The organism is Nonomuraea mangrovi (genome assembly GCF_042681425.1).
Taxonomy (GTDB): Bacteria; Actinomycetota; Actinomycetes; order Streptosporangiales; family Streptosporangiaceae; genus Nonomuraea; species Nonomuraea mangrovi.
On sequence record NZ_JBHUFV010000122.1, the window covers coordinates 1 to 2,484 of the forward strand.

General features: G+C 72.1%; 7 protein-coding genes. All 7 read right to left on the bottom strand.

Going from position 1 to position 2,484, the window contains the following annotated elements; all coding sequences use genetic code 11:
• Positions 1-355 (bottom strand): WhiB family transcriptional regulator (locus tag ACFSKW_RS54760; protein WP_379583854.1); only part of this gene is annotated, 355 nt, incomplete at its 3' end.
• On the bottom strand, positions 352-669 hold the full coding sequence (locus ACFSKW_RS54765) for a hypothetical protein (protein WP_379583856.1): 318 nt from the start codon (positions 667-669) through the stop codon (positions 352-354). The genes ACFSKW_RS54765 and ACFSKW_RS54760, both read right to left, overlap by 4 nt.
• The gene (locus ACFSKW_RS54770) at positions 666-1,187 is read right to left on the bottom strand and encodes a hypothetical protein (RefSeq protein ID WP_379583858.1); all 522 of its coding nucleotides are present in this window, start codon (positions 1,185-1,187) and stop codon (positions 666-668) included. Before ACFSKW_RS54770 ends, ACFSKW_RS54765 begins: the two co-directional genes overlap by 4 nt.
• On the bottom strand, positions 1,187-1,339 hold the full coding sequence (locus tag ACFSKW_RS54775; protein WP_379583859.1) for a hypothetical protein: 153 nt from the start codon (positions 1,337-1,339) through the stop codon (positions 1,187-1,189). The genes ACFSKW_RS54770 and ACFSKW_RS54775 overlap by 1 nt, the downstream gene beginning before the upstream one ends.
• Positions 1,336-1,737, bottom strand: coding sequence for a hypothetical protein (locus tag ACFSKW_RS54780; protein WP_379583860.1), 402 nt, complete (start codon positions 1,735-1,737; stop codon positions 1,336-1,338). The genes ACFSKW_RS54775 and ACFSKW_RS54780 overlap by 4 nt, the downstream gene beginning before the upstream one ends.
• The gene (locus ACFSKW_RS54785; protein WP_379583862.1) at positions 1,734-1,913 is read right to left on the bottom strand and encodes a hypothetical protein; all 180 of its coding nucleotides are present in this window, start codon (positions 1,911-1,913) and stop codon (positions 1,734-1,736) included. Before ACFSKW_RS54785 ends, ACFSKW_RS54780 begins: the two co-directional genes overlap by 4 nt.
• Positions 1,910-2,484: zinc finger domain-containing protein (locus ACFSKW_RS54790; RefSeq protein ID WP_379583864.1), on the bottom strand; the 575-nt coding region annotated here is incomplete at its 5' end. The genes ACFSKW_RS54785 and ACFSKW_RS54790, both read right to left, overlap by 4 nt.

The following is a 2,484-nucleotide window of genomic DNA, read 5'->3' on the forward strand; positions in this document are numbered from 1 at the left end:
CGCAGGTCTTGCAGTCCGGGCGGCGGGCCTCGCGGCCGCGCACCCACGGCACGAACTGGTGAAGCGGCTTCACCTCGCCGCACGTGGCGCACCGCTTGCCTTCGAGGTCGTCGTAGTAGGCGAGCTCGCGCTCGGCGATCGTCATCCCGGCGACGACGCCGCCCGGGTCGAGCACCGGGGGCAGGGCCAGGACCCAGTCGCGGCACTGGTCGAGGACGGGGCAGGCCTGGCAGATCGCGCGGGCGCGGTCGAGGCCGCCGTCGGCGGCGCGCGGGTACATCAGGTTGGCGCGGCCGACACAGGATCCGTCGACTTCCCACCTGGGCATGAAGTCGAGCTCGTCGAGCACGCTCACGAGGCACGCTCCAGCGCGTTTGCGGCGGTGGCGTAGCGCCACACCTGGCGTTCGCTCACGCCGAGCTCAAACGCGATCCTGGCCACGCTCAGAGCAGGCTTGATGGAGGCGAGCCGGCAATAGCGCTCCACCATGCGGCGGCCGTGCGGGCCGAGCGGCTTCCACGGTTCCCTGGCCTGCGTCAGCCTGGGGTACTGGTCCAGCGTCCCGTGGCGTAGGTGGCGGCGATAGCACGACTCGATCAGGTTGCGGCCGTCGCTCCGGCCAGGCTGGCCGCAGCACGCGCAGTTGATGAGGGCTCCCCGGGCGCTCATCGGTCACCCACCAGAGGCCAGGCCACCTTGCTCAGGGCTTCACGCTGGGCCTTCGGAAGGTCGACGAGAGGGTGGCCAAGCGCGTCGAGGCCGGCGGCGCGCAGCCACCAGGCGTCCACCTTGTTGTCGTCGCGCTCGTCGATTCCAGCGCGCTGGAACAAAGCCATCCGCATATCCGGCTTCGATGCGCCGCCGTTGCCCGTGGCGTACTTCTTCAGCGTGCTCGGGGGGACGACGGCGTACGGCACTTCGCACAGGTCGAGGCGGTAGACGATGTGCCACCACAGCCCAGCGGCTTCGTGGTGGCCGGCGCCGGACATGCTGCCGTACGAGGGGCCCTCGATGACGACAAGGTCGGCCGCCTGCGTGGTCCCGTCGGCGAAGATGTGCTCGGAGATCCACGAGAACCGGGGGGTGCCGCGGAGGTCTCCGCATCGGACTCGCTGGGCGCCGGTGTCGGTGGCGATGCCGGTGCCGGTGAGGGAGAGGTCGAGGCCGACCACGGATGGCGGGGCCATCACGCCTCCAGTAGGGGAGTAGGAGCGGTGTACGGGGTGGAGCTGGGCACGCTGTGCGAGTCGAGGACGGCGCTGGCCGCCGCGATGATGACGGCGGCCAGCAGTCCCAGTGCGAACCCGATGGAGAGTCCGAGCACGTAGAGACGGATCACGCGCGGTTGGCCCAGTGCTCGAGTGCCAGGCGCGCGTCCCGGATCCCGTCTCGCACCTCATTGAGCGACTGGGCCTCGGCGATGCGCGTGAGGATGTCGCGGTAGGCGTCCCGCTCCTCTACGGCCTGGCCGCGCGCCGCCTCATGCACGCACTCGATGGAGTCGTCGCAGACGTACGGTTCGGCGGCCGGGAGACCGTGTTCGGACTCCAGCACACTCGCGGCCGCGGCCACCGCCGTGGCCAGGTCCCGCGCCCACGCCGGGTCGTCGAGGATCAAGTCCTCGCCGTTGCCGAATGAGATGGGTACGGCGGGAACCTGCGCTGGGTGGATCCGCGTGAGCTCGCCTGCGGTCGGGCGGCCGAGCGGGTGCCAGGTGGTGCGGCGGATGGTGCTCACGTCGCGCTCCTTTCGACGATGCGCTGGCGCGCGTGCTCGATGGCGTCGGTGTAGGGGTGGCGGTGGCCGGGCAGGTCGATGAGGGGCGCGATCCAGGCGGCGGCCTCGTCGAGCGCGGTCGCCTCCTTCGCGGTGTTGGCGCGGCGGGCCCGCATCCGGGCGAGCAGGCCGGTCACCGGTCGCCGCCCTTCCCGGACTTCGCCCAGGCGGCCGTGCGCGTCTGGTGGGTGTCGTTCCGCCGAGGGCGCGTACCGCTGTGGCTGGTGCACAGGTCACCGGGCTCGGCCTGACAGGTCGGGCATCCCACGGCGAGCTGGGGAAGCTCACGGCCGGATCCGGCGCTGGGCATCGGCTGCTCAGCCTCTTCGCGGGGCAGGATGCGGATCACGGCGTTCGGGCCGATGGTCATCTCCCAGTCGCCGCTGCACGCCGTCCGCGTCTCCGCGCCCAGCGCGCCACGGAGGCTGCCGCGGTACGGCTCGAACCGGTCCACCGGGTAGTGCTGGCCGAGGTAGACGATGGTGTCGCCGACGGCCAGGTCCTTGCCGTACACCGGCACACCCCACGCGGGGTCGCCCGTCTCGGGCAGCGGCGCGGGCCCGCGCGCGGCGTCGGCTGCGGCCTTGGCCTTGCGCTCGCGACGCTGCCGGTGGCTGGCCTCGCTCTGCTCCTTGGTGAACTGGCCGCCGTACCAGTCGGCCTGGGCGGTCGAGGTGAAGCCTCCGGGGGTGGTCCGGCTCACCGGGC

Bases quoted from the DNA above. Each gene is read 5' to 3' on its own strand.
- ACFSKW_RS54765 (WP_379583856.1), bottom strand. From the start codon at position 669: ATGAGCGCCCGGGGAGCCCTCATCAACTGCGCGTGCTGCGGCCAGCCT.
- ACFSKW_RS54770 (WP_379583858.1), bottom strand. From the start codon at position 1,187: ATGGCCCCGCCATCCGTGGTCGGCCTCGACCTCTCCCTCACCGGCACC.